We start from the raw sequence: 24,160 nt of genomic DNA, 5'->3' as shown, positions 1-24,160 counted from the left end.
GTAGTGCGGATTCTCTTGCGATTAGCCTACTGGGGTGTCCGAGGGCAGTGCCTCCTGGAACTCCTGCCGGATCTTCTCGCCGCCATCGTTGAAGTAGCGCTTGACGGCCGCGTCGATGTCGCTGACCGGGGCGCGGCCGGTGATGATGTCGGTGACTTTGTCGTAGAGGTTTTGGCGGATCTTCGGGCCCACCTTGGAGTTGGTGTCCGAGTACAAACCGTTGGTCGGGTTGCGCTTGGCGTTCTTGAGCAACTCTTTCGAGGTGTCGTAAATCGACTGCGTGTCTTGGGGGATCGCGCTGAAGAGTACCGATTCGGGCGATGCCATGATTCCCAGCGCGCCGGTCAGCCCGGGCGCGTTGGTGCGGCCGGACTCGGTCAGCTGCGGCGCGCCGGAGGAATCGAATTCGAAGTCCTTGCCTTCGGTGCCATAACCCTTTTGCAACCATTCCTTGGTGCCAAAGGGCGAGGAAAGCCAATTGATCACCGCGAGCAGTTCGCGAATCTTGGACTCGTCCGCCTTCTTGAAGGGCGTGAAGCCGACGGTGCCGTAACCCATGTCATAGGACGGGGTGATGCCGGACTCGGCGCCAAAGGGGATCATCGTGTCCATGAAGAGGTCCGGGAATTGCAGACGGTACTTGGCCGCGCCGGTAGGGCCGGCGACCACCTCGGCACCGAGCGTACCGTTTGCGGCATAGGGCCCGGTGTTGGCCTCAGACATGTTGGTGTCTGGGTGGAAGCATCCGGCCGCGAACAGCCGGGCGCACAGGTCCAGGCCCTGCTTGTACGCGTCGGTCTCATAAATACTGGTCAGGGTGCGGTCCTCATTGACCCTCCAGCCGTTTGGCGCGCCGTACCACTCGGTCGCCATGTGCAGGATGTTGATGTATGCGGGCTGCAGGGCATAGGAGTTGGGGCGCTTGCCGAACTCGACGCACTTGTCATAGAACTCCTGCGCGTTTTTGCATTGGAAGCCGCCGAGGGGTTCCCAATACTTCGGATTGCCGATCATGACCTGGCCAAAGGGCGTGCTGGGGATCGGCGCGCCCCAAATCTTGCCGTTGACCACAGCGGTCTTCCAGGACGCGGGCTTGAGCGCGGCCAGATTCGGGTACTCCAGCACGGCATCGCCGCTCAAGTACTCGGTGAGGTCCTGGAATTTGGCCTCCAGCATGGGACCGACGTTCGGGATGCCCTGGTTTGGCGGCAGCCACATCATGTCTGGCAGGTCATTGCTGGCCAGGATGGTGGCGAACTTTTCCGGGTAGCCGGGGTCGGTGCCGATGGTCAGGTTGAACTCGCCGCCCAGCGCCTCGTTGAGGCGCTGCCAGAACGGGTTGTCATTCATGGCTGGCGGCGGGGTGGTGAAGGTTTCGGACAGCCCGCTGATCGGCCCCTTTGCCGGTTTCTCGGTGGTGGAGGCGACCAGTTCGGAGGGGAACTTCAAGAACCCCGGCACCAGGCCCTCGGCGTTGCCCGGCAGGTCCGGGGTGACCCCGGTGAATTCCTTGTAGGTGGGGAGCTTCACGTCGGCGCTGGCGGCCGCTCCCCCATTGTTGCTTGACCCGCCGCCGCAGGCGGTGAGGGTCGCGACGCTTGCTACCGAAAGCCCGGTGAATCCCAGGAACGATCTGCGGCTGAAGCTGGTTGATGTGGACATTGTTTCTCCTTGGGTGTGCAGGGCTTAGCCCTTGACGGCGCCGGTGATGACGCCCTTGTTGAAGTGACGTTGCAGGAAGGGGTAGACCAGCGCGATCGGCACCAGCGCCACCACCACCACGGCCATCTGAATGGCTTGGGAGGGCGCCGCTTGCGCGATACCGAGCTGGTCCGCGGTCAGCGAGGTGCCCTGCAGAACGTAGGTACGCAGCATCACCTGGATCGGCCACTTCGCGGTGTCATTGATGTACAGGAGCGCGTTGAAGAAGGCGTTCCAGAATCCCACCGCATAGAAAAGACCTACGACGGCGATGACCGCCTTGGACAGCGGCAAGACTATGCGCCACAAAATAGTGAAATCATTCGCCCCATCGATTCGCGCGGATTCAATGAGTTCCTTGGGGATATTCATGAAAAAGGCGCGCATGACAACGAAGTTGAAGGCGCTGAGCGCGCCGGGCAGGATCAGCGACCACAGGCTGTCCAGCAGGCCGAGCTCCCGCACCATCAGGTACATCGGGATGAGGCCCGGGGCAAAGAGCAGTGTGAAGAGTACGGCCAGGAGGACCGGGCGGCCAAAGAGCACCGGGCGGCTCGTTGCGTAGGCCATGGTGACGGTGGTGAAGAGCGCGATGAGCGTGCCGCCGACCGTGACGACCACACTGACCCAGATCGCCCGGAACATCAGGTTGCCGGAGAAGATCGTCTCATAGGCCTGGAAAGTGGGGCGCTCGGGCCACAGCACGTAACCGCCTGCGGCGTTGAGCTGTTCCTGGTCCGCCAGCGAGGTGGAGACCACCAACAGGATCGGGACGATGATGGATATCGCGAACCCGCCGAGCACCAGGAACTTGATGAACTGGTAGAGCGGGGAGGCTTTCTCCCGCCAGATGGGGCGCTGGGATCGGCGCAGCAGCCCGGACTTGAGAACGGTGGATGACATGGTTAGCTCGCCTTCCTTTGGAAGATACCGGGTTCGCCGAAGCGGTGGGCCAGGGTGTTTGCGCCCCAAATGAGCAGCGCTCCGACGACGCCCTTAGCCAGGCCTGCGGCGGCACCGGCGCTCCAATCGCCGCCCAACACGCCGGCGTAATAGGTGAAGGTGTCCAACACTTCGGCGGCACCGGCGCCCACGTTGTCGCGTTGCAAAATGAGTTGCTCAAAACCGACGCTCAAGATGTCGCCAATGCGCAGGATCAAAAGCAAGATGATGACGGTGCGCAGCGCCGGAAGCGTGATGTGCCAGAGCCGGCGCCAGCGGCCCGCGCCGTCCGCGGCGGCGGCTTCGTAGAGGTTGACGTCCACGCTGGCGAGAGCCGCAAGGAAGATGATCATCGCCCAGCCGGCGTCCTTCCAAATCAACTGTGCGACCACCAGTAGCGGGAAGGTGTCCGGGTTGGTCATGAAGGGGATGGGGCCGGTGCCCATCGCTTCCAGGGTGTTATTGACGAATCCCGCGCCGCCGAGCATTTGCTGGAACAGGGTGATCACGAGCACCCAGGACAAAAAGTGCGGCAGATAGGCGATGGATTGGAAGGTGCGGCGGACCTTGTTGGAGACCAGCGAGTCGACGATGATTGCCAGGATCAGCGGGATCGGGAAAAAGAAGAGCAGTTGGACCGCGGCGAGCTTCAGGGTGTTCCAGAAGGCGTTCCAGAAGTCCGGGTTGTCATACAGGCTAATGAAGTTTTGCAGGCCGACGAATTCGCTGCCGCCGATGCCGAGGAACGGCTGATAGTCCTGGAAGGCGATCACGTTGCCCAGGATCGGGATGTAGAAGAAGAAAAGTAGGAAGAGGACGCCCGGCACCATCATGAGCACCATTTGCCAGTCCTTGGCCCAACGGACCTTGAATGGGAGTTTCACGGCCTGAGCGCCGGACTTGCGTTGCTTTCTGGACGGCTTCTTGGCCCCGGGCGTCGGCGTCGACGTGTTGGGGGCGGCCGCGGCGGGCGGTGCCGTTTCGGTGTGTGAACTCAATAGAACCTCAGCAGGATTGCATGTGACGGGGGTCACTGTTAATCGATTCACACAATAAAACCATGAGTGCGGGTGATAGCGCAAGTGTTCCGTATTATCAAAGGTGGAAGTACCCATTTTTCCTAAAGGTTTCCCATGTCTTGTTGCTCCCCGCAGCGTCCCTCCGATCCCGAATCCAATGCCGCGCCCGAGGGCATCCCCGCTCATGGAGCGGGTATTGAGCATGTGTCGATCGATCTCCCGGGGGGCTCCTTTGCCATGGGAGATGCCTTTGGCGAGGGGTACGCGGCCGACGGCGAAACCCCGGTGCATGAGGTCACGCTGTCACCGTTTTCGGTGGATGCGTACGCCGTCACCAACCGGCAGTTCGCCGCGTTTGCGGAAGACACCGGGTACCGCACCGACTCGGAAAAGTACGGGTCTTCGGCGGTCTTTCACTTGGCTTTTAAGGGTGAGGCAGCCGAGGTCATCGCCCCGGTATCAGGAGTGCCGTGGTGGCTGAACGTGCGCGGGGCGAGTTGGCGGAACCCGGCCGGATCGCACAGTTCTTATCTGGATGTGCTGGATCACCCGGTGGTCCACGTTTCGCATTTCGACGCGCTTGCCTACTGCTCCTGGGCCGGGCGCTCGCTTCCCACCGAGGCGCAGTGGGAGTACATGGCGCGCGGCGGTCTTTCCGGTGCACGCTACGCCTGGGGAGACGAGTTAGAGCCAGGAGGGGAACACCGGTGCAATATTTGGCAGGGCGATTTTCCGCGCAGCAATACCCTGGCCGATGGCTTCTTGACGACGGCGCCGGTGGAAACTTTTGAACCCAATGGATTTGGTGTGTTTCAAAGCGCGGGGAACGTGTGGGAATGGTGTGCCGATTGGTTTTTGCCGAAATACTACGCGACCTGTGTGCGCGCAGGCACGGTGAGTGACCCGGAGGGCCCCACCATTGGCAATGGCCGGGTCATGCGCGGCGGCTCCTACCTTTGCCATGACTCCTACTGCAACCGCTACCGGGTGGCGGCTCGCTCCCACAATTCGCCGGATTCGGCGTCCGGGAATGTCGGGTTCAGGACGGTGTCTACTGCAAGTACCGTGGTGTCATCGGCGGCCTCGCCGCGATCCCACTGAGCGTTACGCAATTCGGCCAGGAGGTTTGTAAGGCCGGGTTGCGCGCTGGCAGCGGTGGCAAAAGCGGGCACCATCCACGATCCCCAACTCGACCGCGCGCCAGGCACCGTCGCTGGCCAAGACCACGCCGGTGGCCCCGGGAAAGAAGGCCGCGCGGGCGTGGTCGGCGGCTTCCGGTTCGCGCCGGGCGACCCACACGGTGCCCGGCTTATTCCGGTCGCGGCGTTCCTGGGTGAGGCGCTCTCTCTCCTCGGCGGGGCGGGATCTCAGCGAGGTTTGCTTGCCGCTCGTGCGGTCCCAGGTGCCGGAGCCAAAGTGCTGCACGGTTTGGTCTACACCGCCGAGGTCGCTGGCGCCGGCACCCCCAAGAATCACGGCCTGGCAGTCCGCAAGTGCGGCCACTTCGATTCCCCCTGGCACGCTAAGGGCAATCGTCACCGCAGCGCTGGGGAAGAGTTCGCGCTCCTCGCCAACGATCGAGCCTGCCAGCGCGTCCATGCGCACCAGGGCATCTCGAAGTACCTCGCGGGCAAGGCGACCATCAGCGGAAGAGGCGGGGACACCGCCGTCGTGCTTCAGCTGGCAGGCCACGCGCTCAAGGTCGGTTTCGGCGAGCAGGCGAGCGAATTCGCGGGCGTACCACGCGGGGTCGCTGGCGGCGAGCAGGCCGATGCTGCCCCAGAGCGGGGTGGCGCCGTCGATAACCCAGGCGATGTTGCCAGCGAATCCAGCGGTGTCTTCGTTGACGTGCGAGTCGCCCTCGATGCTGGCATGAGTGCGGTGATTCCAGGGCATCTTAGCCTTCCAAGACTTGAGTGAGGCCGAAAATGCCGCGGTCATAAAAGGCCTCGCCGGGGGCGCCGTAGGCGAAGGAAATGAGCGCGAAGTAGAGCGCCCAGGCGCGGGCGCGGTCCCAAGCGTGCGTGTCGAGCGGGCTGGTGCGGGGGTTGGCACGCGCGGCGCTGCTCGCCGCACTGCGCGCGTCAACGCGGGCGCGGAATTCGGCGCGATCCGGGGCTTCGAAAAGCTCATAGGCGATCGCGAGATCCGCGGCCGGGTCCCCTGCCGTGAGGTCGCCAAAGTCCACGACGGCCACGAGCTCGCCGCCATTGACGAGAATGTTGCCCGAATGCAGATCGCCGTGAATCCAGCTGGGGGCGTGCGGGTAAGTCGGGGTGTTGATGAGTCGCTGCCAAAGGGCGCGAACCTCGGCGGGGTTGGCGAGGTTGGCAGGGAGGAAGGCGTCGTCGGCAAGCCAGCGATCCACCGCGGCGCGTTGCTCGGGTGAGCCGATGTGCCCGTTGCGTGCGGTGTTGAGCGGCGCGTCCGGGGGCGCAGGGCGGTGCATCTGGGTGAGGAACGTTGCCAGCGGGGCGAGGATGCCTCGGTTATCGGCCGCGGACTGGGTCATCGCCTCGACGCCCTCGAACCACGGTGTGACGGACCAGGGGTGCGGGAAGTAGGCGGTGGGGCTTCCAGCCAGCAGCGGCACGGGGATCGCGGCGTCGAGGTGGGTGGCGAATTCGGGGAGCCAGCGTTGCTCGGCGAGGGTGAGCTCGATCGCGAGCAAGCGGCGCGGAACCCGGACCGCCAGGGTGCGGGCGGGCCTGGCGCGCCAACGGTAGATGAAGTTGTCCCAGCCGTTGGCGACCAGTTCCAACTCGGCGTGCGGGTCGCCGAGCCCGGTTGCTTGGTCAACCAGGAGCCGCCGGACACGCTCGATGTCCTCGTCAATGTCCGGCGGCGGAATTTCACCCATGGTTCGTGTTGCCTAGGCCTTTCCCGTGCGATGCCCGCGCGCTAACTGTGCGCTACTGGGCTAGCCCTCGACGCCGAGGCGCTCCAGGATCAGTTCGCGAACGCGACCGGCATCGGCCTGGCCGCGGGTCGCTTTCATGACCGCGCCGACGATCGCGCCGGCCGCCTGCACCTTGCCGCCGCGAATCTTGTCGGCGACGTCGGGTTGTTCGGCGAGCGCGGCGTCGATGGCTTCGAGCAGCGGGCCGTCATCGGAGACAACGGCGAGTCCGCGCGCTTCCACGATGTCCGCGGCTTTGCCTTCGCCAGCGAGCATGCCGTCGAGGACTTGGCGGGCGATCTTGTCGTTGATGGTGCCGGCGTCGATGAGCTCTTGGAGTTCGGCCAGGTGCGCGGGGGTGACGCCGACCTCGGCCGGGGTCACGTCCATGACCTTGGCGCGGCGAGCCACCTCGCCCATCCACCATTTGCGGGCGGTGGCCGCGCTCATGCCGGAGGCGATGGTCTCTTCGATCTCATCCATGACTCCGGCGTTGACCACGTCGCGGAATTCGGGGTCGGAGTAACCCCATTCGGCCTTGAGCCGGTTGCGGCGCACCCACGGCATTTCCGGGAGTTGGGCGCGCAGGCTCTCGATCCATTCCGCATCGGTGACCACCGGTACCAGGTCCGGCTCGGGGAAGTAGCGGTAATCATCCGCGTCAGATTTCGGCCGCCCGCTGGTGGTGGACTTGGTGTCCTCGTGCCAGTGGCGGGTTTCCTGGACGACCTTCTCCCCCGCGTCCAGCACGGCGGCGTGGCGGCGCATCTCGAAGCGCACCGCGTTCTCCACCGCGCGCAAGGAGTTGACGTTCTTGGTTTCCGAGCGGGTGCCGAAGGTGGTGGAGCCCTTAGGCATCATGGAGACGTTCGCGTCGCAACGCACGTTGCCTTGCTCCATGCGCGCCTCGGATACGTCCAGGGCCTTGACGATCTCGCGAATTGCGGCGACGTAGGCCTTAGCGAGCTCCGGCGCGCGCTCCCCTGCCCCGGTGATCGGCTTCGTGACAATTTCCACGAGCGGCACGCCCGTGCGGTTGTAGTCCACGAGCGAATATTCGGCGCCTTGAATGCGTCCGGTCGCGCCGCCGACGTGATTGAGCTTGCCCGCGTCCTCTTCCATGTGCGCGCGCTCGATCTCGACGGTGAAAACGGTGCCGTCTTCCAGTTCCACGTCCAGCGATCCGTCAAAGGCGATCGGCTCATCGTATTGGCTGGTCTGGAAGTTCTTCGGCAGATCCGGGTAGAAGTAGTGCTTGCGCGCAAAGTGGCTGACCGGCGCGATCTGGCAACCCAGCGCGAGGCCGATCTTGATCGAGGACTCGACCGCGGTCTTGTTGACGACCGGTAGCACGCCGGGCAGCCCGAGGTCCACCGGGGTGACGTTTGTGTTCGGCGCGTCGCCGAACTGGTTGGGCGCGTCGGAGAACATTTTGGTTTTGGTATTGAGCTCCACGTGGACCTCAAAACCGAGAACCGGCTCGTACTTTTCGATCGCTTCGTCGAAGGAAACAAGGGGTTCTTGAGTGCTCATGGTTAGTTTCCTTCCTGGGTTGCGCCGGCGGTGATGTTCGACGGCGATGCCTGGCTTCCAGCCGCATCGAGCCTTGGTGCTTGGGCGAGGATCGGGCCGCCCCATTTCTCTTCTAGGAGTTTTTCCAGCCCGGCGGCGACTCGGTATAGGCGTGCGTCTTCCTTGGCCGGTGCCAGGAACTGAATGCCGACGGGCAGGCTGTCCTCCTCGGCGAGGCCGCTTGGGATCGAGATGCCCGGGACGCCGGCGAGGTTTGCCGGGATGGTGGCAATGTCGTTCAGGTACATGGCTAGCGGGTCGTCAAGCTTCGCGCCAAGGTCGAATGCCGTGGTGGGGGCGGTTGGCGAGACGAGCACGTCGGCCTGCTCGAAGGCCTTATCGAAATCGCGCTGGATGAGGGTGCGCACCTTTTGGGCCGAGCCGTAGTAGGCGTCATAGTATCCGGCGCTCAAGGCGTACGTGCCCAGGATGATGCGGCGCTTGACCTCGTCGCCGAATCCGGCGGCGCGGGTGGCGGACATGACGGTTTCCACCGTGACCGGGCCGTTTTCTGGGAGGACGCGGAGACCGTAACGGATGCCGTCAAACTTAGCGAGGTTGCTGGATGCCTCGCTCGGCATGATCAGGTAGTAGGCGCCCAGGGCGTATTGGAAGCTGGGGCAAGAGACCTCGACAATCTCGGCTCCCGCGTTGCGCAAGAGTTCGATTGATTCGTCGAAGCGGTTCTTGACGCCCTCTTGGTAGCCTTCGCCGCCAAGTTCGGTGATGACGCCGACGCGCAGGCCGGTAAGGTCGCTGTTGCGCGCAGCCTCGGCCAGACCTTCGAGAGGGTCCGGGAGCGAGGTGGAGTCTTTGGGGTCATGTCCGCCAATGAGTTCTTGGAGCATCGCCGCATCTTCGACGGTTCGCGTGACGGGGCCGATTTGGTCCAGCGAGGATGCCATGGCGATCGCACCGTAGCGGGAAACGCCGCCATAGGTGGGCTTTACGCCCACGGTTCCGGTGACTGCGCCGGGCTGGCGGATTGACCCGCCGGTATCGGTGCCGAGGGCAAAGGGGGCTTCGAAAGCGGCGACCGCCGCGGCGGAGCCACCGCCCGAGCCGCCCGGAATCTTGTTGAGATTCCAGGGGTTGCGGGTGGGACCGTAGGCCGAGTGTTCGGTGGAGGAGCCCATGGCGAACTCGTCGAGGTTGGTTTTGCCAAGAATCGGGAGCTTTGCGGCGCGGATCTTTTCGATGACGGTGGCGTCATAGGGGCTGACCCAGCCTTCAAGAATTTTGGATCCGGCAGTGGTCGGCTGCCCCTTGGTGACAATGAGGTCCTTGATGGCAATGGGCACGCCGGCGAGTGGGTGCACTTCGCGACCTGCGGCGATGTCAGCGTCTACCTCGGCGGCGACGGCCAAGGCCTCCTCGGCATTGACATTTAAGAACGCGTGGACCTGATCGTCAACGTCTGCGATGCGGTCGAGAAATGCCTGTGTGACCTCGAGAGAGGTGAGTTCGCCGGAGTGGATTTTCTGGGCGAGTTCCGCCGCCGAAAGTGTGAGGATGGGATTCATTTAGTCCTCCCCAAGAATTGCTGGGACTTTGAACTGGCCGTCGGTCGCCTCGGGGGCGCCGGAGAGCGCTTCCTCGTTGGTGAGTGTAGTGCCGGGGACGTCCTCGCGGAACACGTTTTTTAATGGGAGCGGGTGCGAGGTCGGTGGGACATCTGCCGAAGCGACCTCGCTTACGGATTTGATGGAATCCACGATCACATCGAGTTCGCCGGCGAGCTTGTCCAGCTCCGCGTCGCTCATGGCAATCCGTGAAAGCGATGCCAAGTGGGCAACGTCATCTCGGGAAATGGCAGACAAGGGTACTCCCAACGTCAACAGGGTTTGATTTCGGTAACCAGTCTAGTGCGAGTGGGGAACGCGCCCTAGCCGCCGACTGTGGCTGGTCATTGCGCCGCCGCTCATGGGCCGCTCGGGCGGCGATGAAACAATTCAACATCTCACCTCATTATTGGTATTTATGCAATATTTGCTCCCGGATTTCGCCCTGGAAACAGGCACAGAATAATTACCTATCGGTCGGCATGTTTTTTGAATCTCTGAGCAGTATCAAACCGATACCTGAACGCTAGCACCCCCCTCTGACATTGAGTTTCGGACCCAGCGTAGCCAGGGCTTGATCGCAGGATTCCGGGGCAAGTTCCACGCGTCTTGCCTTGATCATCCTGTGTCACGCGACGGTCGCTGGGGTGGATGCTCCTCCACAGGGAAAAACTTTTAAGAAATTTGGCAAAGTTATCCACATTTGGGGTTTTTCGGGTGCTCAATGTCAGTGCCGGGTTATAGCGTGGTGGTATGAACTTTCCGTTAGCGCATACCGAACTTGAGACCCGCACCAGTGCGGTCCTTGAGCTCGCCGCTGCGCTGGCGGAAGCGTCAGAAAACTTTACGACCCTGCTCCATACACCGGACCACACTGAAGCCGGCAATAAACGCACCGGCAAGAGTGCTGGCAACGGTGCTGGTACGGAGAGCGCCGAAACGCCCGATGCTTCTCCGGATGGCGGTCGGTCGCGGCCAGAGCGCCCGGATCTAGGGCGGTCGCGCGCTCAAGGACACCCGTGCACTGCGGGAGCTTCGCCTACCCCGGAGGTGTTGAAGCGGCAAGCACTTGAGGCGGTGCGCGTGTTGGAGCGTGCTCAGGTACAAGTAGAGGCAGCAATGCACCTGGCCGCGGGTGTCGCGTTGAGCGTGGAGGCCGAGGAACAAGAACGACTCCTGGACCTTCCCCTGGATGAGAAGATCGGACGGAACAAAGGACGTCGCGGTTCGGGGCGAGGCAAGCACCAGGATGCGTTCACCGTCACCCCACCCACCAACGCGAACGCTCGTCCGGCTACGGGCCCAACGGCTACGGCCAACCCCACCGGCGCCAACCGCACGGGCACCGACTCCTCTAGCACTGCTAACTCGAGCACCGGCGCTGACTCGTCGAGCACGAGTGCCGGTCCGGCATCCAGTACTGGTACTGGGTTCGCGCGGGGTTCGGCGTTTATCCCGGGTTTTAGCAGTCATGATGTGGCCGACAGTGAGGTCGAGTTCCCCAAGGTGTGGTGTGGTGTCAGCGTCAAGGCGATGGACGAAGCGCTCTGGGGGCTCGGCAGTGAGTTGGCGTTGTTGTGGGGTCGCAGCGAGTTCGTGACCACCGGGATGCTCCTCGACACCGCGACACTGTCCCGGCTCCCGAAACTCGAAGCACGATTCATCACAGGAATGTTGAACAGCCGGTTAGTGAAAACCGCGGTGAAACATTGTGTCGGGCTGACCGATGAGCAAGCCGCTAGTTATGACGCTCGCCTGCATGAGTTTATTTTCCCCGTGAAATATGATGTGACCGGCCAATACCCCGTGCGCTCCGCGAATGATGTGGCGAAGTTCGCGGAGGTGACCCGGAACCGGTTACACGCTGAGCCACTGGCGGTGCGGGAGCGGCGGGAGATGAAGCACCGATACGTGTCCATCACTAACGAGTCGAACGGCATGTGCTCCATCAGTGGGTTGTTGCCGGCGACGGCGGCGCACCGGTTCATGAACACCCTCACCGATTTCGCGATCACCGCCAAAACCGAGCACGACACTCGTACATTGAAACAACTGATCGCGGATGTGTTCACCGACCTGATCACCCATAACTACAACCAGTCGTACCCGAACACCCCACCCAACCCCGCCAGACCGGACGGCACTGGCGCCACTGGCGGGACTGAGCGGACGAGTGCGCCCACCAGTGGAACGGCCGTGCCTGACACAGCCGGGGCTGAGGGGACAAGTGCGCCCGGAGCCGATTCTGGGCCGGCGGCGGGAACCGGTGATTCCACGGGCAAGGAACCGTCCACCGACGGAGCCAGCGCCACGAGCACGCCGGAAGCACCTTCCGGCCAGTCCGAGGAACCTGCCTCGCGTTCGCGGGCCGAGAATGCACCCGAGGGTGCGGGCTCGTGTGCGGACGCGCCGGATGTGGGGTTGTCGTTCGAGTCCATCCACCACGTGTTCAACACCACCAGTCAGCCCGGTGCCACGTTTACAGCCAGAGCCGACGGGACCACTACGCCCAAACCCAGGACCGCAACCGGGTCCCGGGGGACCACTGCGCCCAACACCCGGCGTGAGGGGACAGCTACGCCCGACGATAGGTCTGAGGGGACAGGTGTGCCCGATTCTGGAAATGGTTCGGCACCCGAGAACGACTGGGAGCGTGAGGAGTGTTACTGGGTCGACCCCGACGGCGTCATCCACGACCACCCCGCAAATCCTGGTGACGCCTCGGTGCACACTGACACCGGGACCGGCGCCGGCGCATCACAGGCTGCCCGCTCCGCTGGCGGTGCCGAACCGGAAACCGCTCCGCACACTGGTTCACATCCGGACGGTAGCCCGGAACCGGAAACTGCCTCGGGTTCGCGGTCGGGGTTGCGCGGTGAAGCGAAAATTTTTGTGACGATCCCGGCCACCACTCTGGCGGGGTTGGATGATCAGGATGGGATGCTCTCCGGGTACGGTCCCATCACCGCCGACGCGGTCCGGGAACTCGCCGGAACCGCACACACCCTGTACCGGATATTCACCGACCCCAACACGGGTAGGCCGCTCGCGTTGGGCCGCTCAAGCTACCGGGTAGACACCCAGCTCCGAGAATTCCTCCAACTACGCTCGGACACCTGCCAGTTCCCCGGGTGCGGTGTCAACGCCCGCCGTACCGACGCCGACCACATCACCGAATGGGACACCGGCGGCGAAACCAACCCGGAGAATCTGCAGTTGTTGTGTCGCAAACACCACAACCTCAAAACCCACCACGGCTGGCAAGCCAAAGTCCTAGACCCTGAAACCAACACGATCCAATGGACCTCACCCCTGGGCAACACCTACATCGCCGAACCGAGCGGCATCTACACCTCGGGGACAGGTGGTTCCCCGGACGCTAATCACCATTCGGAGGCGAGTGAGGGCAACCGCTCGAACGTTGGCACCAACTCAGGGAATGACGCGAGGGCTGAGGCTGTCTCGTCCCGGGACCCGTGGGGCATGACCCCCGAGGAATACGCCACCACCGACTTCTCAGACGCGCCCTTCTAAACAGCGTAGCCTTCCAAACCAGACGAATTCACGATTCCGGCGCCCCACAGCAACCGCGCCGCCAACCGAACTCTCTACTCAAGCACCCCAGAACCAAGGTACGCACGCGCGAACAAGCCGGGAACACGCCGTCGAACCTCAGAACCCAAGGCCCACCAGCGCAAGTCAACGGCGCCGCGGCGATGCGGAAATCCACCGCCCCACCCCGAACAACCAGCCGACCGATTGCCAGAATCTGTTGAAACATCTGACCAATATCTCGTAGATTTAGCCTTACCCGGCCAACGATGCGATCCCGAGAGCACCCATGCCTACCATCCCACTGCCCGAGCCAACTACCCCAGACGCCAATTGGTGGCGCGACGATCGCTTCGGCATGTTCATCCATTGGGGCCTCTACTCGGCATTTGAAGGCGAATGGAAGGGCCGAAACAATAAGCCTTCGAGTTGGGGATTCGACTGTTGGATCCAACTCTTCGCCGACATCCCGGCCGCGGATTACCGCAACGCTGCACGCTCGTTCACGCCGGATGGATTCAACGCCGAAGAGATCGTCCTACTCGCCAAAGCCGCCGGCCAGCGCTACCTCGTTGTCACCGCGAAACACCACGATGGCTTCTGCATGTTCGACAGCGACTTCACCGACTTCACCATCACCAAGGCCACTCCCTTCGGCCGCGACCCGGTCGCCGAACTCCGCGACGCCTGCGAGCGCCACGGCATCGACTTCGGCGTCTACTACTCGCTCCCCGACTGGCACGAAAAAACCATGCCGCAAGAGATGAACACCTACCAGTATCACAGCCAGCGGGACCCGAGCGCCTCAGTGGAAAAGTACCGCGAGTTCATGATCGGCCAGCTCAAAGAACTCGTCGGAAAGTACCGTGCCAAGATTCTCTGGTTTGACGACGGCGACTTCGACGTTTTCAAACCCGAAGGCCGCGACCGCGCCGACGTCCTGGGCACAGCGGACCTCATCGCCCAACTCCGCGAAATCAACCCGCAACTGCTCGTCAACAACCGCGCCGGACTCGGTGACTTTTCCACCCCCGAGCAACACATTCCCGACCAACCGGGCGATCGCCTTTTCGAGGCCTGCATGACAATCGGCAAGGCGTGGGGGTACATCAGCTATGACGAGCCCAAACCGGCACACGTCTTTACCCGCAACCTCAGCGACCTCTCACGCAAGGGCGGCAATTACCTACTCAATATCGGCCCGAAACCCACCGGCGAAGTAGCGGATTGGCAGCGCGAAACACTGGAAGAGATCGGCGCCTGGATGGCCACCTGCGCAGCCGCAATCCATGCGAGTAAACCGAGCCCGTGGCCAGGCATCCCGGAGTGGGGCCGCATCACCACCAACAGCGACGGCTCCACCATCTTCCTGCACGTATTCGAGCAACCCGCGATCGGCTTCGTCATCCTCCCGGGCATGACCGAGACCCCGGCCCGCATCACGCTTCTCAACGACCCGGACAGCACCCCGGACATGTTTCCGCGCACACTCAAGGGCGACCTCTGGCTACACCTTCCCGAGCAGGTTTCGCGCGGAAGCCTCGCGCCCGAGCATCCCGCCGTTTTCGCCTTGGAGTTCGAGCAGGCTCCGGCAATTACCGTGCAACAGACTTGGTGAACACCAACAGTTTGATGTTCTCATTCGGCACCAGCCAATCGCGCTCGGGCACTCGATCGAAACCCATCGCCGCATACAGCCGATGCGCGCCCAGCATCTGCTCGGCGCTCGTCAGCGACACGGTGTGCACCCCGGGCAACGTCCGCGCGTAGTCCTCAATCGACTCCACCGTCTTACGCCCAATTCCCTGACCCTGCGCGGCCGGATCGACCGCCAGCATCCGAAACTCCAGCTCACCCTCGCGCGCAATATCGGCATACGGATCCCCCGCCTGCACAAGCGCCGCCGCCGACACGACCTTCCCGTCCAACTCGCCAATCCAAATGACCGCGGACTTCGCCCGATCCTCCACATCCGCGAGCGTACTCACATACGGATTATCGGCACCAAAGTACCCCGCGCCAAGGTACGCGTCGAGCGTGACTCGCCGCACGTCGTCGTACTCCTCTTCGGTGGCCTCGCGAAAGGTGAGTGCCATGCTTCCCCTCATTTCATGATGTTCGACGGCGTTAATCGCCTCACCGATTTTACGCGCCAACGCGGGGGTGCTTAGGCGAGCACAATGGCGATCTTGCCACGAACGTGAGAGCCCTCGAGTTTTTGGTACGCCTGTGCGACGTCCTCGAGCGGGAAGGTGGAGTCAACTGCGATCACCAGGGAACCGTCGGCGACCTTCTTCGCGAGCGCCTCGAGTTCCTCGTTGCTGGCGTCCGCGCCGCCGGTCGCTATCGCGCCCTTGAGGTCATTGCCGTAGGTCGCGATGGACACGATCCGGTCCGTCGGCACATCGAGGTCGAGCGCAGTCTGGATGGTTTGCGGGCCGTGTAGGTCGATGACGGCGGTGACTTTCCCGGCAGGCGTGTCAGCCGCGGCCGCCTTGATCCGATCGACTTCACCCTCGCCGTAGGTGACCGGAATCACGCCGAGTTCCTTCAAGAACTCCTGGTTGCGCTCTCCGGCGCTCCCGATGACTTTGGCGCCGGTTTCCAGTGCGAGTTGGCTGGCAATGACACCGACCCCGCCGGCCGCGGCACTGATGTACACGGTGTCCTTGTCGCTCAGGTTGGCGGCCTTGACGGCGGCCGCGGCGGTACGGGCCGCGATCCAGAGCGTGGAGGCGGTGGTCAAATCCAGTCCTTCGGGGACGGGAAGCACGCTGCCCTCGGCAACATTGACATATTCGGCAATGGCGTCGTTGCGCTTGCCTGCGAAGACCTCTTGGCCCACCGTGAATTCTGTGACCCCGTCGCCGACTTTTTCGACGACACCGGCAAGGTCATTGCCAACTCCGGAAGGAAGTTGCGCACCGAATGCCTGAGCGATCGGGCCGCCGTGAAAGATTTTGTAGTCGACCGGGTTGAGACCTGCGGCCGCGACCTTAATCTGCACTTCGCCCGGTGCCGGGTCCTGCAGCTCTTTTTCGACGATTGTCAGCACGTCCGGTCCGCCGAACTCGGTGTATTCCACTGCCTTGTAGGTGTCGCTCATGAGTACTCCCTGTGTTGGTGTGAACTGCTTTCACTGGTGGCAACCTGGGGCGATTCCGGGTTATTTCCCATCGAGGCGGGTTTTTCGGTGGCAGTTGTGGCGCCGGTGCTGCCACATAATCGATTCCGTGGCACTTTCGCGGCTGAAACTGCCACATAAACTGCGGCGGCTCAGCGCTTGGGCCAGTGCCACGGCGGGGCTTCGAGCGGGAGCTGCCCCTCAATCTTGGTTTCGCCCAGGTCCCGGATCAGTTCGTGGCGGGTGGCGCCGGCCTTCTCCAATGCCGTAACGAGTGCATGCGAGTGCGAGACAACCACAATCTGGCTTTCCTGATTCGCATCCACAATCAGTTCGGCGAGCGCAGGGATGAGGTCTTGGTGCAGGCTGGTCTCGGGTTCGTTGAGGATCATTAGTTCCGGCGGTTCTTGGCTCAAGAGTGCCGCCACGAGCAACAGGTAGCGCAAGGTGCCGTCGGAGAGTTCATGGGCGGCAATGGATCGAAGCATTCCCGGTTGCTTCAACGCGACCTGGATGCGCCCGTCCTGAAGGGTGAGTTCTAGCTGGCTGCCCGGGAACGCCGAGGTGATGGCGTTTCCAAGCGGGTCAGTTGCGGCCGTTTCTCGAATGGTTTGCAACGCGGAGCCCAGATCGTGACCGTCTGAGGAGAGGATCCGCGTTCTCGTGGCAAGATGCGGTTTTCGCGCGGGTGCTTCCGGGTCGGTGCGAAAGTGGTCATAGAAGCGCCAACTGGAGAGCGTTCTGCCTATTCCGATAATTTCTGAGGCTTCATGCCCGGCAAGGTCCGTGAGAATGCTGTCAAAAGATGCGAGGGTCCGGGGCGCGGATTCCCATCGGTGGTCTCGATTGCGGAACCGCATATGCTGCGCCTTGCGTTCCACGAGGACGTTATTGCCGCGCACATGCGTCCCGGTGAAGATGATTTCTTGCTTGATGGCGGGGTCCTGGTTGAACAGGCTCGGTGGGAGCGGTCCGCCGTCGGTACCGAGTCCAGGATCCGGGATCGGCATGCCCAGGTCGATGAGGTAGCCCAACTCGTCGGCGGCAAACCCCATCCTGAGTGAAACAGGCCCGCGACGCCGCGTGCCTTGAACCTCGTGTAGACCGCTGCGCATACCTTGGGAAATGCTCTCGGGGCCCGCCCAGAGCGTCGACTCGATGCCGCCCTCATAGGCGAGCGCTCGAACGATTCCGCCCCGACTCGTGGACACTCCCGCCATACCGCCTGGCTCACCGGTGATGGAACCTGCGAATCATGTGCCCGCAGGCGGCCAGAGCAACTCGAACAGGCTGGAGCGGGCGGCGACAGTCCATTCGTTCAGGCGGCGCTCATCGCTGAAATGGGTGGCGCGTTCCCCATCTCCGGGGCGGCGCACGCTACATCCCGCTTCGGCAGCGATCAGCAGGCCCGCCGACCAGTCGTGCTCGTTGAGACCCTGCTCTGCGAAAGCATCGAGTCCGCCGTCGGCGACCGCGCACAGATCGAGCGAGGCTGCACCGAGGCGCCGCACGTCGCCGAAATTCTCGAGCCGCGAGGTGAGCATCTGGACCGAACGAGCCCGCTGCCCTGCGTCATACCCCAGGCCAAAGCCGAGAAGCGCGCCGCGTCCGTCACCGCTGGTTCCCGAAAGCCCCCGCGTGCGCGCGCGACCCGCGAACTGCTCTTCTAGCCACGCGCCGCGGCCCTTGCCGGCACTGTAGACGCGACCGAGTGCGGGGGCATGGACCACGCCGGCGAGCCAGGTGTCCGCCGGGTCGGCAACGGCAACTGAAGTCGCATAATAGGCAATATTGCGGATAAAGTTCGTGGTGCCATCCAACGGGTCAATGGACCAGCGATATCCGGTCGGATGTTCCGGCGTGGAGGTACCGTACTCTTCGCCACTGATTTCGTCATTCGGCCGACGTTCCAGAATGTAATTGCGCACCGCATTCTCGGCATCTCGATCAAACGCGGTCACCCAGTCGGAGTCCGAGCTCTTGTTTTCGGCGTGAAACGCATTGGGATCACGTCCGGCCAGTACATCGGCTCCGGCCGCCGCCGCGCCGCGGGCAATGTCGAGTAACTCGTCGACACTCGGGTTTGCAGAGTCACTCACTTGCGGGCTCCTTGATCGAGGGTCCGTTCGCCAACAACTCCCGGAAGCCTGCTTCATCCAGGATCGGCAGCCCGAGCTGCTCGGCCTTATCGGCCTTGGACCCGGCGTTCTCCCCCACCACCACGTAATCGGTGTTTTTGGAGACCGAGCCTGCCGCCTTGCCGCCGCGCGTCAAGATGGCTTCCTTCGCTTCGTCGCGGCTGAATCCCTCGAGGCTCCCGGTGACCACCACGGTCAAGCCCTCCAAGGTCAGCGGACGGTCGGCGTCAACCTCATCCTCCATCCGGACCCCCGCACGAGCCCACTTTTCAATGATTTCGCGGTGCCAGTCCTCGGCAAACCACGCCGTCAGCGCCTCGGCGATCGTGGGCCCGACGCCATCCACCGACGCCAGTTCTTCGACGCTCGCATTTTCGATGGCCGGCAGCGACCGAAACGCGGTGGCCAGCGAACGCGCCGCGGTGGGACCCACGTGACGAATCGACAGGGCAACAAGCACTCGCCAAAGCGGCTGCGACTTGGCCTTCTCTAATTCTTCAAAGAGCTTGCGGGTGTTTGCGGTGGGATCGCTCGGTTTCTTCGCGGTGGCTTTCGTGTAGAAATATGGCACCAGTTCAGTTCCAACCACTTCACCCTTAACCCGCTTTGGGCGGGTAATTTTGACGTCGGCAAGCGCCTGGGGTGTGAGGTCGAAAATGTCAGCTTCACTTGTCAGCGGCGGCACATCCGGTGCATCGGGGTGGGTCAGCGCCTTGGCCGCTTCCTCGCCGAGCGCTTCAATATCGAATGCGCCGCGACTGCCCAGGTGTTCCACACGGGCAGTGACCTGAGCGGGACAAGACTTCGAGTTGGGGCAGCGGAGGTCAACGTCGTCGTCCTTCTCCGGTGCCAACAAGGTTCCGCAACTGGGGCAATGGGTGGGCATCACAAAGTCATGGACCGGTGGCTGTTGCTTATCGCGCAACGCCATGACCGGGCCAACAATTTCCGGGATGACGTCCCCGGCCTTGCGCAGCACCACAATATCGCCAATCTTGACGCCCTTGGCCTTAATGACGTCTTGATTGTGCAAGGTGGCCATTTCTACTGTGGAGCCGGCCACCTTGACCGGTTCCATCACTCCATACGGGGTGACGCGGCCGGTGCGCCCAACGTTGACCCGGATGTCCAAGAGCTTGGTGTTGACCTCTTCCGGCGGGTACTTGTAGGCGACCGCCCAGCGCGGCACGCGTGAGGTGTACCCGAGTGCGCGTTGGGTGGCATAGTCATTGACCTTGACGACGATCCCGTCGATTTCATGGGTGAGCGAGTGCCGTTTGTCGCCAAACTCGGCAATGTAGTGCAGCACCGCCTCGGTGGAGTCCAGCACCTTCCAGTACGGGGAGGTCGGCAGCCCCCAGGATTTCAGGAGCTCATAGGTCTCCGACTGGGTGGTCGCGTCCAGCCCCTCGCGCACACCAATCCCGTGCACGTACATGGCCAGCGGGCGCTCGGCGGTGAGAGCGGGGTCCTTTTGGCGCAGCGACCCGGCGGCGGCATTCCGCGGATTCGCAAAGGGAGCCTTGCCTTGCTCGACCATGGACTCGTTGAGTTTCCGGAAGTCGTCGGAGGGGATGAACACCTCGCCGCGAATTTCCATTTCGGCCGGGATGTTCTTGCCGCGCAATTCGGTGGGAATCGTCTTAATGGTGAGCACGTTGTGGGTGACGTCTTCGCCGGTGGTGCCATCGCCGCGGGTGGCGGCGCGCACCAATTTCCCGTTGATATACAGCAGATTGATCGCGAGCCCATCGATTTTGAGCTCGGTCAGCCACTCGGGTTTCGGGCGGTGTAACGCCTCCACGTTGGTGTCGGTGCGGGAGAGCCAATGGGTGAGTTCCTCAATCGAGAACACATCCTCGAGGCTGTACATCTTGCTCAGGTGTTCCACCGGGGCAAACGCCGCGGACACCTCACCGCCCACTTCCTGGGTTGGCGAGTCATTGGACACCAGTTCCGGGTTGAGCGCCTCGATCTCTTCAAGCCGCGAAAAGAGCCGATCGAATTCGGCGTCATCGACCAGCGGTGCGTCTTCCTGGTAGTACGCATGCCGATATTTTCGAACTTTTTCTACCAGGTCGTTGTACTCGGCGCGCAACTCATCCGAGGCGATGTCCTCGGAGCGCATCTCAATCTCGGGATCGACCACGCTACGCCTCGGAATCCTGGGTTGCGCTGTCCGCGGCGGCGCCTTCGCTGTCGGCTGCTTCGCCGTCACCACCGGAGGCGTCCACACCAATAACAATCACCGATACGTTGTCCCGGGCGCCGGACTTCATGGCCGCCTCAATCAGTGCGTCGGTCGCGTCCTGCGCCCCGGAATTCTCCTTGAGAAGTTTCGCGATGACCTTGTCTGCCACTTCATTGGTCAGCCCGTCGGAGCACACCAGAATCCGGTCACCGTCTTCGGCGGGAATGTCCCAGGCTTCGACCTCGTGATCGCCCCCGGTCCCCACCGCCCGCGTGACAACGTTGCGCCGCGGGTGCACCAGCGCCTCGGCCGGGGTGATCTGGCCCCGCTTGACCATTTCCTGCACTTGGCTGTGGTCTTCGGTGACCTGGGTTAGTTCCTCGCCCCGGTACAGATACGTTCGCGAATCGCCCACGTTAAAAACTTGCCAGACCAACTGGTCATCCGGATTGCGCAACACCACGCCGGTAACGGTGGTCCCGGCAAGTCCCAGGGTTTCATCCCGGATCGCCACATCCGCGCGGTCCACTAGTTCCTGCAAACCCAATTGCGCGGTCTCTTCCGCACTCAAATCCTGCGCCATCGACTCGACGGCAATCCGGGAAGCAACTTCCCCGGCCAGATGCCCGCCCATGCCGTCGGCGACCATGAATAGGGGCGGCGCTACTATGAGCGCGTCCTCGTTGTTCTCGCGTACCTGTCCCCGGTCGGAGGCGTATCCGACATCGATCACGGCGTCTTTCGGCGACAAACCCACTAGTCAATCACCAGCCCTTCCCCACTCCCGCGCGCAAGCGTCACGGGCTGAATCTCCCCAAAGCCTCGAATGGTACGAATTCGTTGCGGTAGCAAGACAAACCTTTCATCATGTGCCAGCTTCGCGGCAGTCGCGGCGTCGGTCAGCACGGTCCCCGGCTCCGCAATCGCTGTCAAGCGCGAGGCCAAATTAACCGTCGGCCCGTAAATGTCGCCCAACCGTGACAATATTCTCCCCCACACCAGGGACACCCTGGCCTCCGGCAACACCTCATCCTCGGAAAACGCCTTCGCGAGCGCCAACGAAATCTGCGCGCCAGCCTCCGGTGTCTCCGCGTTAAAGAGCACCTCGTCGCCAATCGTCTTGACCAGCCATCCCCCGCCCACGGTAATGATTTCGGAGGCAACATTCTCAAAACGCTGCACCATCTGGGCAAGCGTCCGCTCGTTCATTTGCCGGGACATCGAGGTATAGGACACCAAATCGCAAAAGCCAACCGCGCGCCACAAGGGAAGGGGACCGTCACCGCCGTCGTTCTCGCCCTCGTTCTCGGCGCGCACCGCAAGCCGCTGCACCGCCGCCGCCATTTGGCGGCGCCAGCCATACACCATGGCCTTTTCGAGCGGTTCGATGAGCTCGGGCAACTGGGTGACCACGCGCCGTCGTGCTCCTGCGTCCGTGTAGCCGTGGTTGGCAATCAACTCTTCGACAAGCGCCTCAATCTGCCATACGACCATCCGGTCGGTCATGCGGCCGATCGCGCGGGTGATAGAGATGGCTGCCTCTTCGTTGAGTTTTTCCGCGCGCACCATGTCAATGATGTTGGTCAGGGCGCGCAGGTCGTTTTTGGTGAACGCGATGTCATCGTCGTCGAAATTCGGGAAGCCCATGGCGCGCCAGAGCTTGCGCGCGGAGAGCAGCGAGACGCCCGCGGCGGCCGCAACCTCGCGGCGCTTGAGGATGCGATCGCCGCCGAGTAGCTGCAACTCGAGCGAACGGATCGCCTCCTGCCACTCGTCCCCGGCGAGGTTTGCCGCGTCGATCACCTCGTCGCTAATGCGCGGCATCGAGAGGGTCATCGGGGAGGTGACGGGATCTGCCAGGCGGGGAAGATCGTGACCAGTACTCAAGACGTCCCCTCTCGGCGTTCGCTGGCATCATGGGCGCAAACGGCGCGCTTCGATGCAAATATTGCGTCAGAATCTGATGAAATACGTGCACATGCGGAATGTCATCAATACGCAGTTTCTGACCGTTATGCAACCAAATTTCAAGACTGCCACAATTCCATAGGCGTTGCCATAAACTTTGCCTCATTTCCGCGCTGGAGATGACCTCGAGCGGCACGGCGCGGAACTTCCGACCCGACTGCCGCCGCGTCTGAATGAGACGCTGGTTGGTCAAAATGACGCGGGTGGCGCTCCAGCGCATCAGCGGCACCAGGCACGCGCGAATCGCAATGATCGCCAGGATTGCCTCCACCGCGATAAGCGCAAAGGGCAGCCAGGGCTGGGTCGCGGCCGGCAGTTTTGTGCGGGCCACCGAAAACCAGCCAAGAAGTGCGACGGCGATAAACAGGAGCGCGAGAAAGGTTACCACCGTGCCGAACAACTGGGCGGGGGCTTTGAGCTTGGTCACCACGAGGGTTTGCTCGCCTTGGGCTAAGGGGAGTTTCATGTTGCGTTACCGCTGGGTCTCACGCGTTGCACGTCTCCGGCGCTGATGGCTTGCGGGTTGCCCGCCTGATCGAGAACGATCAACGCACCGGTCTGGTCCAGGGCGGTGGCGCGTCCGGTCAGAATGTCGCCGCTGGGTAGCGTGACGTCGACTGTGGCACCGAGCGTGTTCATGATCGAGCTGACGCTGGCCAGGACCGACGGGGTGCCTGCGGTCGGGTTGCCATCATTGGCGCAAAATTCGCGGTACTGCCGCGCAAAGTTGTTCAGGTAATCGGCGAGGAACTGGTCCCGGGTCGGCAGGGCGGCGTCGCTGTTGGCAGGGTCGCTGGCGGCAAGCGCGATCGAGGTGGACGTATCTAAGGGCAACTCCTCCTCGGTTTGGCTCACGTTGATTCCGGTGCCGAGCACCACGGCGGGCGGATTGCCGGTGGGGTCGGCGACAAGCTGCGCCAAGATCCCGGAGATCTTTTTACCGTCCACCTGGACATCGTTGGGCCACTTGATGCTGGCTGAGACAGTGGCGGTTTGCTGCAACGTCTCGGCGAGCGCGAGTGCGGCAAGGAGGGTGAACCAGCCGTAGCTTTGCGTGGGGAGCGGGCGGCCGTGCTTGTTGGTCGGTTTGAGGACGAGGCTGACCGCGATCGTGGTTTCGGCCGGCGAGTCCCAGGCGCGCTCGAGCCTGCCCTTGCCCGCGGTTTGATGCTGGGTAGTCAGGATGGAGAGGTCTGGCCAGGCGCCCCAATCGCGACGCAGCGCCTCGGCGAGCTCCGCGTTGGTCGATGCGGACCGGTCACGCACGTCCAGCTTGCTAAAACTGTTGCCGGGGCCGGTCAGATTATCCGCCAACCAGTTTTCATCCAGTGGTGCGCGCGCAATAGGTGCCATGTCTCCAATTCTTTCACCCACGCCCGAACTTCTGTGACCGCGAAACGGGTTCAGCGCTCCCCCGCCGCCGCACCGCTAGCGAACTTATGCCCGTTTCGCAGGCGGCCCGGTGAGCATAAGTCCTTATGCTCACCAAGGG

Annotated in this window: 20 protein-coding genes; 3 read left to right on the top strand and 17 right to left on the bottom strand. The window is 62.8% G+C overall.

The window, feature by feature from the left end; genetic code table 11:
- Positions 1–21: 21 nt before the first annotated feature.
- The 3 genes from O148_RS0103765 to O148_RS0103755 are packed head-to-tail and all read right to left on the bottom strand — an operon-like array spanning position 22 to position 3,485.
- Entirely contained in the window at positions 22–1,662 is a 1,641-nt protein-coding gene (locus tag O148_RS0103765) for a type 2 periplasmic-binding domain-containing protein (protein ID WP_026529846.1), read from the bottom strand.
- A gap of 24 nt (positions 1,663–1,686) precedes the next feature.
- Positions 1,687–2,604, bottom strand: coding sequence for a carbohydrate ABC transporter permease (locus O148_RS0103760; RefSeq protein WP_051619795.1), 918 nt, complete (start codon positions 2,602–2,604; stop codon positions 1,687–1,689).
- Between the two features lie 2 nt (positions 2,605–2,606).
- Positions 2,607–3,485 (bottom strand): ABC transporter permease, encoded by an 879-nt coding sequence (locus tag O148_RS0103755; protein WP_420805745.1) that lies wholly within the window; start codon positions 3,483–3,485, stop codon positions 2,607–2,609.
- 291 nt (positions 3,486–3,776) lie between these two features.
- Here O148_RS0103755 and O148_RS0103750 point away from each other — a divergent pair, with 291 nt between their 5' ends.
- Positions 3,777–4,763 carry a formylglycine-generating enzyme family protein gene (locus O148_RS0103750; protein WP_051619794.1) on the top strand — a complete coding sequence of 329 codons (987 nt, stop codon included), beginning with the start codon at positions 3,777–3,779 and terminating at the stop codon, positions 4,761–4,763.
- A 3-nt stretch (positions 4,764–4,766) separates the two neighbouring features.
- On the opposite strand, the gene O148_RS0103745 is transcribed toward O148_RS0103750, so the two are convergent.
- From O148_RS0103745 to gatC, 5 genes are read right to left on the bottom strand one after another with little or no spacing between them, the layout of a single operon-like run.
- Positions 4,767–5,558, bottom strand: coding sequence for a hypothetical protein (locus tag O148_RS0103745; RefSeq protein ID WP_026529842.1), 792 nt, complete (start codon positions 5,556–5,558; stop codon positions 4,767–4,769).
- Between the two features lies 1 nt (position 5,559).
- Positions 5,560–6,522 (bottom strand): phosphotransferase, encoded by a 963-nt coding sequence (locus tag O148_RS14670; protein WP_051619793.1) that lies wholly within the window; start codon positions 6,520–6,522, stop codon positions 5,560–5,562.
- A 60-nt stretch (positions 6,523–6,582) separates the two neighbouring features.
- Entirely contained in the window at positions 6,583–8,094 is a 1,512-nt protein-coding gene (gene gatB / locus O148_RS0103735) for an Asp-tRNA(Asn)/Glu-tRNA(Gln) amidotransferase subunit GatB (RefSeq protein WP_026529841.1), read from the bottom strand.
- A 2-nt stretch (positions 8,095–8,096) separates the two neighbouring features.
- Positions 8,097–9,656: an Asp-tRNA(Asn)/Glu-tRNA(Gln) amidotransferase subunit GatA gene (gatA, locus tag O148_RS0103730; protein WP_026529840.1), complete on the bottom strand. Its 1,560-nt coding sequence runs from the start codon at positions 9,654–9,656 to the stop codon at positions 8,097–8,099.
- On the bottom strand, positions 9,657–9,953 hold the full coding sequence (gene gatC / locus O148_RS0103725; protein ID WP_026529839.1) for an Asp-tRNA(Asn)/Glu-tRNA(Gln) amidotransferase subunit GatC: 297 nt from the start codon (positions 9,951–9,953) through the stop codon (positions 9,657–9,659). It abuts the gene before it with no gap.
- A gap of 495 nt (positions 9,954–10,448) precedes the next feature.
- On the opposite strand from gatC, the gene O148_RS16950 reads away from it, so the two are divergent.
- Both O148_RS16950 and O148_RS14660 read left to right on the top strand, forming a co-directional pair.
- Entirely contained in the window at positions 10,449–13,229 is a 2,781-nt protein-coding gene (locus O148_RS16950) for a DUF222 domain-containing protein (RefSeq protein ID WP_026529838.1), read from the top strand.
- A 307-nt stretch (positions 13,230–13,536) separates the two neighbouring features.
- Positions 13,537–14,865, top strand: a complete 1,329-nt coding sequence (locus tag O148_RS14660) for an alpha-L-fucosidase (RefSeq protein WP_035744730.1) — start codon at positions 13,537–13,539, stop codon at positions 14,863–14,865.
- Here O148_RS14660 and O148_RS0103710 read toward each other — a convergent pair.
- From O148_RS0103710 to O148_RS0103670, 9 genes are all read right to left on the bottom strand, one after another.
- Positions 14,843–15,343, bottom strand: a complete 501-nt coding sequence (locus O148_RS0103710; protein WP_026529837.1) for a GNAT family N-acetyltransferase — start codon at positions 15,341–15,343, stop codon at positions 14,843–14,845. The two genes, O148_RS14660 and O148_RS0103710, sit on opposite strands and share 23 nt — an antisense overlap.
- 71 nt (positions 15,344–15,414) lie before the next feature.
- Complete coding sequence (locus O148_RS0103705; protein WP_026529836.1) at positions 15,415–16,353, bottom strand: NADP-dependent oxidoreductase; 939 nt, start codon at positions 16,351–16,353, stop codon at positions 15,415–15,417.
- 170 nt (positions 16,354–16,523) lie between these two features.
- Complete coding sequence (locus O148_RS14655; RefSeq protein WP_169737496.1) at positions 16,524–17,582, bottom strand: AAA family ATPase; 1,059 nt, start codon at positions 17,580–17,582, stop codon at positions 16,524–16,526.
- A 42-nt stretch (positions 17,583–17,624) separates the two neighbouring features.
- Positions 17,625–18,470, bottom strand: coding sequence for an inositol monophosphatase family protein (locus O148_RS14650; RefSeq protein WP_051619791.1), 846 nt, complete (start codon positions 18,468–18,470; stop codon positions 17,625–17,627).
- Positions 18,463–20,637: an NAD-dependent DNA ligase LigA gene (gene ligA / locus O148_RS0103690; protein ID WP_035744855.1), complete on the bottom strand. Its 2,175-nt coding sequence runs from the start codon at positions 20,635–20,637 to the stop codon at positions 18,463–18,465. The genes O148_RS14650 and ligA overlap by 8 nt, the downstream gene beginning before the upstream one ends.
- A gap of 22 nt (positions 20,638–20,659) precedes the next feature.
- Positions 20,660–21,451 carry a protein phosphatase 2C domain-containing protein gene (locus tag O148_RS0103685; RefSeq protein ID WP_026529834.1) on the bottom strand — a complete coding sequence of 264 codons (792 nt, stop codon included), beginning with the start codon at positions 21,449–21,451 and terminating at the stop codon, positions 20,660–20,662.
- Between the two features lie 5 nt (positions 21,452–21,456).
- Positions 21,457–22,524: an adenylate/guanylate cyclase domain-containing protein gene (locus O148_RS0103680; protein ID WP_240470786.1), complete on the bottom strand. Its 1,068-nt coding sequence runs from the start codon at positions 22,522–22,524 to the stop codon at positions 21,457–21,459.
- Positions 22,511–23,134 (bottom strand): PH domain-containing protein, encoded by a 624-nt coding sequence (locus O148_RS0103675; protein WP_026529832.1) that lies wholly within the window; start codon positions 23,132–23,134, stop codon positions 22,511–22,513. The genes O148_RS0103680 and O148_RS0103675 overlap by 14 nt, the downstream gene beginning before the upstream one ends.
- On the bottom strand, positions 23,131–24,021 hold the full coding sequence (locus tag O148_RS0103670) for a biotin--[acetyl-CoA-carboxylase] ligase (RefSeq protein ID WP_026529831.1): 891 nt from the start codon (positions 24,019–24,021) through the stop codon (positions 23,131–23,133). The genes O148_RS0103675 and O148_RS0103670 overlap by 4 nt, the downstream gene beginning before the upstream one ends.
- Positions 24,022–24,160: the final 139 nt, after the last annotated feature.

The organism is Haematomicrobium sanguinis DSM 21259 (assembly GCF_000688395.1).
Classification (GTDB): domain Bacteria; phylum Actinomycetota; class Actinomycetes; order Actinomycetales; family Micrococcaceae; genus Haematomicrobium; species Haematomicrobium sanguinis.
Note: the sequence above shows the minus strand (reverse complement) of the source record. Positions and strands in the feature narration are given on the sequence as shown.

Excerpts from the sequence above, each read along its gene's own strand:
- ligA (WP_035744855.1), bottom strand. The coding sequence starts at position 20,637 with ATGCGCTCCGAGGACATCGCCTCGGATGAGTTGCGCGCCGAGTACAAC.
- O148_RS0103745 (WP_026529842.1), bottom strand. The coding sequence starts at position 5,558 with ATGCCCTGGAATCACCGCACTCATGCCAGCATCGAGGGCGACTCGCAC.
- O148_RS0103670 (WP_026529831.1), bottom strand. The coding sequence starts at position 24,021 with ATGGCACCTATTGCGCGCGCACCACTGGATGAAAACTGGTTGGCGGAT.
- O148_RS0103760 (WP_051619795.1), bottom strand. The coding sequence starts at position 2,604 with ATGTCATCCACCGTTCTCAAGTCCGGGCTGCTGCGCCGATCCCAGCGC.
- O148_RS0103755 (WP_420805745.1), bottom strand. The coding sequence starts at position 3,485 with ATGGTGCTCATGATGGTGCCGGGCGTCCTCTTCCTACTTTTCTTCTTC.
- O148_RS14660 (WP_035744730.1), top strand. The coding sequence starts at position 13,537 with ATGCCTACCATCCCACTGCCCGAGCCAACTACCCCAGACGCCAATTGG.
- O148_RS0103750 (WP_051619794.1), top strand. The coding sequence starts at position 3,777 with ATGTCTTGTTGCTCCCCGCAGCGTCCCTCCGATCCCGAATCCAATGCC.
- O148_RS0103680 (WP_240470786.1), bottom strand. The coding sequence starts at position 22,524 with ATGCCGCGCATTAGCGACGAGGTGATCGACGCGGCAAACCTCGCCGGG.
- O148_RS0103705 (WP_026529836.1), bottom strand. The coding sequence starts at position 16,353 with ATGAGCGACACCTACAAGGCAGTGGAATACACCGAGTTCGGCGGACCG.
- gatA (WP_026529840.1), bottom strand. The coding sequence starts at position 9,656 with ATGAATCCCATCCTCACACTTTCGGCGGCGGAACTCGCCCAGAAAATC.
- O148_RS0103710 (WP_026529837.1), bottom strand. The coding sequence starts at position 15,343 with ATGGCACTCACCTTTCGCGAGGCCACCGAAGAGGAGTACGACGACGTG.
- gatB (WP_026529841.1), bottom strand. The coding sequence starts at position 8,094 with ATGAGCACTCAAGAACCCCTTGTTTCCTTCGACGAAGCGATCGAAAAG.
- O148_RS14670 (WP_051619793.1), bottom strand. The coding sequence starts at position 6,522 with ATGGGTGAAATTCCGCCGCCGGACATTGACGAGGACATCGAGCGTGTC.
- O148_RS0103675 (WP_026529832.1), bottom strand. The coding sequence starts at position 23,134 with ATGAAACTCCCCTTAGCCCAAGGCGAGCAAACCCTCGTGGTGACCAAG.
- O148_RS16950 (WP_026529838.1), top strand. The coding sequence starts at position 10,449 with ATGAACTTTCCGTTAGCGCATACCGAACTTGAGACCCGCACCAGTGCG.
- O148_RS0103765 (WP_026529846.1), bottom strand. The coding sequence starts at position 1,662 with ATGTCCACATCAACCAGCTTCAGCCGCAGATCGTTCCTGGGATTCACC.